The sequence below is a fragment of the Actinoallomurus acaciae genome, from assembly GCF_042429965.1.
Classification (GTDB): domain Bacteria; phylum Actinomycetota; class Actinomycetes; order Streptosporangiales; family Streptosporangiaceae; genus Actinoallomurus; species Actinoallomurus acaciae.
This window is the reverse complement of the sequence record NZ_JBHLZP010000521.1, coordinates 1-5,519: the sequence shown is the minus strand read 5'-3', so window position 1 is coordinate 5,519 and position 5,519 is coordinate 1. Positions and strand designations below refer to the sequence as shown.

General features: G+C 71.4%; 7 protein-coding genes. 6 read left to right on the top strand and 1 reads right to left on the bottom strand.

Annotated elements, in window-relative coordinates; translation table 11 throughout:
• The 6 genes from ACFFNX_RS40670 to ACFFNX_RS40645 all read left to right on the top strand — a co-directional run.
• A partial coding sequence (locus ACFFNX_RS40670) for an MFS transporter (protein WP_378211515.1) occupies window positions 1-1,096 on the top strand: 1,096 nt, incomplete at its 5' end.
• 26 nt (window positions 1,097-1,122) lie between these two features.
• A complete protein-coding gene (locus ACFFNX_RS40665) occupies window positions 1,123-2,229 on the top strand; it encodes a GAF domain-containing sensor histidine kinase (RefSeq protein WP_378211514.1) in 1,107 nt (368 codons plus the stop codon).
• A complete protein-coding gene (locus ACFFNX_RS40660) occupies window positions 2,226-2,852 on the top strand; it encodes a response regulator (RefSeq protein ID WP_378211513.1) in 627 nt (208 codons plus the stop codon). The genes ACFFNX_RS40665 and ACFFNX_RS40660 overlap by 4 nt, the downstream gene beginning before the upstream one ends.
• Before the next feature lie 117 nt (window positions 2,853-2,969).
• Window positions 2,970-3,719 carry a PP2C family protein-serine/threonine phosphatase gene (locus tag ACFFNX_RS40655; RefSeq protein ID WP_378211512.1) on the top strand — a complete coding sequence of 250 codons (750 nt, stop codon included), beginning with the start codon at window positions 2,970-2,972 and terminating at the stop codon, window positions 3,717-3,719.
• Window positions 3,720-4,061: 342 nt separating this feature from the next.
• Entirely contained in the window at window positions 4,062-4,388 is a 327-nt protein-coding gene (locus ACFFNX_RS40650) for a DUF2752 domain-containing protein (RefSeq protein WP_378211511.1), read from the top strand.
• A gap of 73 nt (window positions 4,389-4,461) precedes the next feature.
• Window positions 4,462-5,241, top strand: coding sequence for an RDD family protein (locus ACFFNX_RS40645; protein WP_378211510.1), 780 nt, complete (start codon window positions 4,462-4,464; stop codon window positions 5,239-5,241).
• A gap of 67 nt (window positions 5,242-5,308) precedes the next feature.
• Here the strand turns inward: ACFFNX_RS40645 and ACFFNX_RS40640 are convergent.
• The coding region (locus ACFFNX_RS40640) for an Rv1486c family protein (protein ID WP_512699878.1) at window positions 5,309-5,519 on the bottom strand (211 nt) is incomplete at its 5' end.

Below are 5,519 nucleotides of genomic sequence, written 5' to 3'. Positions count from 1 at the left end.
CCCGGCGGCCGGCGCGCTGATCGACCGGATCGGCGCGCGCCGCGTGCTCGTGTCCACCTACGTCCTGCGTGCCCTGGGGTTCGCCGCGTACCCGCTCGTCCATGGATTTCCCGGGCTCGTCCTGGTCGCGGCCGTGATCGCCGTCGGGGACCGCGCCTACTACCCGGCCTTCGCGAGCCAGGCCGCGGCGCTCGGTGAGGGCCCGGCGCGGGACCGGCTGTACGGCCTGGCGGCGACCGCCCGCAATGTGGGCTTCGGCCTGGGCGGGCTGCTGTCGGCCGGCGCCGTCTCGCTGGCCGGGCACTCCGGGTTCGCGTTCGTCGCCTCCGCGAACGCGGTGAGCTTCCTGGTCGCCGGGTCCCTGGTCCTCGGCGGAACGGCGGTGCCGCCCGACCAGGTGGAGCGTGTCCCACGCGTCCGCGGGGGCTACCGGCGGGTGCTTGCCGACCGGCCGTTCATGCGGCTCGTCGGAGCGGAGCAGGCGTTCACGCTGGCACACGCGATCCTGCCCGTGGCGCTGCCGGTGTACGCCGTCTCCGTGCTCGGCGTGCCACCGGGGCTGCTGGGGCTCCTCTACACGCTGAACACCGCGCTGCTGGCCGTCGGGCAACTGCTGGTGCGGTGGCTGCAGCGGAACGCCCGCCGTACGCACGCGCTCGCGCTGGGCGGTGCCGTCTTCGCCCTCTCCTGCGGCGCGTACGCCCTGGTCGCGCTCGTTCCCGGTGGCTCGGCGCACAACGGCGCCCTGGTCGCGGCGACGCTGGTCTACACGCTCGGCGAGCTCCTGCACACGGTGCCCTCGTCCGCGCTGGCCGCGAGCGCCGCGCCGGCCGCCCTCAGGGGACGGTACCTGACGCTCCACCAGTTCACCTGGGCCGTGTCGGCGGTGATCGCCCCCGCCGGGTTCTCGGCGCTCCTCGACACGGCGCCGCCGCTGCTCTGGTCTCTCCTCGGCCTCATCCTCGTCCTGGCGGCGCTGACGGTCGTCCGGCTGGCCGGCCGGCTGCCGGCCGCCGCGGTCTCGCCGCCCCCGGCGGCAGGCGGCCGGAGCCGTACGGGCCAGGCCGCCTCCGGCGCCGGTGAGCGATCCCCGTGACGTGGGGAGGCGGGTACCGTCGAGCCGTGGAAGCCGATCGGGACGCCGCGCTGCACGCGGTCAGCGCGGCGGTGCTCGCCGTCACGCGTCACCTGTCCGTGCACGAGGTGTTCCAGGTGATCGTACGGGCCGCCGCGCAGCTTCTCGACGCCCGCTATGCCGCGCTGGGCGTGCCCGACGCCGAAGGCTCGTTCGCCGAGTTCGTGGTCGAGGGCATCAGCGACCAGCAGTGGAGCGCGATCGGTCCGCTGCCGCGTCAGCACGGGCTGCTCGCCGTGATGCTGCGCGAGGACAAGGTGCAGCGGCTGGCGGACGTGCGCCGGGCCCCGGCGTTCGAGGGCTGGCCGTCGGCGCATCCGGTGCTGCGCGACTTCATCGGCGTGCCGATCCGCGACGGCGATGACACCCTCGGCATCATCTTCCTGGCCAACAAGCGGCAGCCGGGCGGCTTCACCGACGACGACGAGGAACGCCTCATCCTGTTCGCCGCGCACGCGGCGATCGCGCTGACCAACGCACGGCTGTACGAGCGGAACCGTGAGCTGACCGTCGTCAAGGAGCGCGCCCGGCTGGCCCGCGAGCTGCACGACGCGGTCGCGCAGAAGCTGTTCTCGCTCCGTCTGACCGCCGCGGCGGCGCTCGCGGCGGCCGACCCACGGCCGGAGCTCGAACGGGTCCAGACGCTCGCCAAGGAGGCGCTGGCGGAGCTGCGTGAGGTGATCTTCGAGCTGCGCCCCGCGGAGCTGGCCGGCGACGGGCTGGCCGAGTCGCTGCGCAAGCACGTCCAGGTGCTCGACCGGGTGTGGGGAGCCGGCCGAGGCCGCCGTACCACCGTGCGGTTCGAGGGAGAGGAGGTCACGCTGCCGCCCGCGACCGAGGCGGTGGTCTTCCGCATCGCCCAGGAGGCGCTGTACAACGCGTTGCGGCACGGCGACCCGTGTACGGTGATCGCCCGCCTCGAACCCGGACTGCTGGAGATCCGCGACGACGGCGTCGGCTTCGACACCACGGAGGCCTCGCGTGACGGCCTGGGGCTGGCGTCCATGCGCGAGCGCGCGGCGTCGGTCGGCGGCGTCCTGACCGTCTCCTCGTCGAGCTCCGGCACCGTCGTACGCCTGGAGGTGCCCACATGATCCGCGTACTGATCGCCGACGACCATCCGGTCGTGCGCCAGGGCCTGCGAACGTTCCTCGGCGTGCAGGAGGACATCGAGGTGGTCGGGGAGGCCGCCGACGGCGTGGAGGCGGTCGCCCGCGCCGAGGCGCTCACGCCCGACGTCATCCTGCTCGACCTGAACATGCCGGGGGGCGACGGGCAGTCGGCGCTCCAGGAGCTGCGTTCGCGCGGCATCCCCTCACGCGTGCTGGTGCTCACGAGCGTGGGCGAGCGCGCGCGGGTGCTGCCGGTCGTCCGCGCGGGTGCCTCCGGCTACCTGTACAAGGACGTCGACCCGCAGGCGCTCGTCCAGGCGATCCGCGCCGTGCACGACGGCCACGTGCTGTTCGCGCCCGAGGCGGCGGACGCGATGCTCGCCGCCGAGCAGAGCGACAAGGCCACGGTCGCGCTCACCGAGCGCGAGCGTGAGGTGCTGACGCAGATCGCCCGGGGCCGCTCCAACCGCGAGATCGCCCGGGCGCTCGTGGTGTCGGAGAAGACCGTGAAGACGCACGTCTCGAACATCCTCATGAAGCTCGGCCTGCAGGATCGCACCCAGGCCGCGCTGTACGCCGTGCGCCACGGACTCGCGGAGCGGTGACTCCACAAGAAATCCCCTTGTGATCCATGAGGCGTAAGGCGCGCCGGTCGAATATGTTGATGAAGCTCAGCAGTCGGCTGAGTGAACCGCACCGCCGAGGACGACATCGGAAAACATATGAGAGTTGCCATTCGCTACGCCGCGGGCTCGGATGTCGGCCGTGCCCGCGAGAACAACGAGGACTCGGCGTATGCGGGCCCATGGCTGCTCGCGGTCGCCGACGGTATGGGCGGTCACGTGGGTGGCGAGATCGCGAGCTCCCTCGCGATCCAGGCCCTCTCGGCGATCGACCACGAGGTCCCCCAGGCCAAGCTGGTCGAGGTCGTCGAGCGCGCCGTGCTCGCGGCCAACCAGGCGATCGCCCAGAAGGTCGAGGACGAGCCCGCGCTCCAGTCCATGGGCACGACATGCACCGCGATGCTGTGGTCGGGTACGCACACGGCTCTCGCCCACATCGGCGATTCACGGGCGTACATGCTGCGTGAGGGGATCCTCTACCAGATCACCGAGGACCACACGCTGGAGAAGATGCTGACCGGCGAGGACGGCGCGGCGCCCCACCTGGCCAACCGGCTGGTCCGCGTGCTCGACGGCAGACCCGAGCGCAAGCCCGACCTGTCGCTGCGCGAGGCCCTGCCGGGTGACCGCTATCTCCTGTGCTCCGACGGGCTCAGCGGCCCGGTCGACGCGGAGACGATGCACCAGGTGCTCACCGCGGAGTCCGATCCCGCCGCCGCCGTCGGCCAGCTCATCAGCGCGGCCAACCAGGGGGGCGGCCCGGACAACGTCACCGTGATCGTGGTGGACGTCGTCGCCGAGGGTGCCGAGGCCGCGGCCCCGGTCATCGTCGGTGCCGCGGAGGACTGACGCCCTGCGGAGTTTCCGGTGCCGTACGGCCGAACGTCGTCGCACGGCACCGGATGAGCCCTTCCCGCTCACGCCACCGCTCTCCGAAGCCGGGTCGGCGTCAAGGTCTCCAGCCGGTTACGTTCTGGAATCTGGCTTGGTATTTACTTGACCCGGACCCGGCATATTGCGGTATACGGGTCCACAAGCGCATAAGAGCACCATGGGGAGGGCGAAGGTTTGGACGTGGCACGGGGGCATGCGCCCGCGTCCCGAGCCCGAGGACGGCCGGCCGACGTACTCGGCCGTGTTTTCGCCGCCTCTGGTGACGGCGCGCTCGGTGTGGCCCTTCGCGCAGGCGGCATGGCCACCGCGGCGGTGGTGGTGTCCGCCCTGCATCGAGTGCATGATCCCGGCACCCTGTGCCCGCTGCGGGCGCTCACCGGAGTTCCGTGCCCCCTCTGTGGTGGCACCACCGTGTTCATCGAGTTGGGCGCGGCGCATCCGGTCAAGGCGCTTCTCGCGAGCCCGGCCGTTCTCCTGGGCGCGATCGGGCTGGCTACCGCTCCGCTCGGGGCCGGGCGGCGATGGTGGGCCCTCGATCCGCGCATCCGTGCTTGGATCATCGGAGTGACGCTGGGGCTGTCATGGGTCTGGCAGCTCGCCCGTTTCGGGTTTCTGCCTCTTTGAAGTCAGCACTCATCATGGCGACCACCGAGTCCGGTTTGGCGGACGGGCGTAATTTCAACAAAGGAGAAAGAGCGTGAGCACCCCCTACGACCCGTACGGCCAGGGTCAGCAGCAGCCGGGTTATGGTCAGCAGCCCGGTTACGGGCAGCAGCCGGGCTATGGACAGCAGCAGCCTGGGTACGGCCAGCAGCCGGGTTACGGGCAGCAGCCCGGCTATGACCAGCAGCCGGGCTATGGTCAGCAGCAGCAGCCCGGATACGGCCAGCAGCCGGGTTACGGGCAGCAGCCCGGTTACGACCAGCAGCAGGGCTACGGCCAGCAGCAGCCCGGGTACGGGCAGCAGCAGGGTTATGGCCAGCAGCAGGGCTACGGTCAGCAGGGTTACGGCCAGCAGCAGGCCTACGGCCAGCAGGGTTACGGCCAGCAGGGCTATGGCTCCGGCTACGGGCAGGTCCAGTACGCCGGCTGGGGCGCCCGGTTCGGCGCGCGGTTCATCGACGGGCTGATCGTCGGTATCCCGTCCGGAATCATCATGGGCATCATCAGCGCGGTCGCCAAGAACATCGCGGTGACCTACCTCTTCGAGCTGATCCTCCTCTTCATCATCGCGTTCGCGCTCAGCTTCCAGGAAGCCAACACCGGTCAGACGGTCGGCAAGCGCGTCCTCGGCATCAAGGTCGTCAGCGAGGCGACCGGCCAGCCCCTCAGCGGCGGCACCGCCTTCGGCCGGCAGCTCTGCCACTCCACCATCGACGGCTGGGTGTGCCTCCTCGGATTCCTCTGGCCGCTGTGGGACGACAAGAGCCAGACCTGGGGCGACAAGATCACTAAGGCCATCGTCGTCACGGCCTGAACACCGACTCACCTTCGGGGCGTACTCCTTCGGGAGTGCGCCCCCTTTTCTTGGTCGGCGCTGTGGGTCAGCGCACCGGATCCAGGACGCTGTTGCAGGCGGCAACCTGCGCCCGCCGTACGGCCTTGTCCAGGTCACGCAGGGCCGCGGTACGGCTTTGGACCTGCGCGGCCGACAGCGCGGCGCTCTCCGTCCCGCGCGCCAGGTCCACGACGACCGCGAGGCGGCCGGCCAGCGCCGCCACCCGGTGGGCACGCGCCGGGTAGCCGGGGGCGAGG

Coding starts and splice junctions, on each gene's coding strand:
- ACFFNX_RS40660 (WP_378211513.1), top strand. CDS start 2,226: ATGATCCGCGTACTGATCGCCGACGACCATCCGGTCGTGCGCCAGGGC.
- ACFFNX_RS40650 (WP_378211511.1), top strand. CDS start 4,062: ATGGCCACCGCGGCGGTGGTGGTGTCCGCCCTGCATCGAGTGCATGAT.
- ACFFNX_RS40655 (WP_378211512.1), top strand. CDS start 2,970: ATGAGAGTTGCCATTCGCTACGCCGCGGGCTCGGATGTCGGCCGTGCC.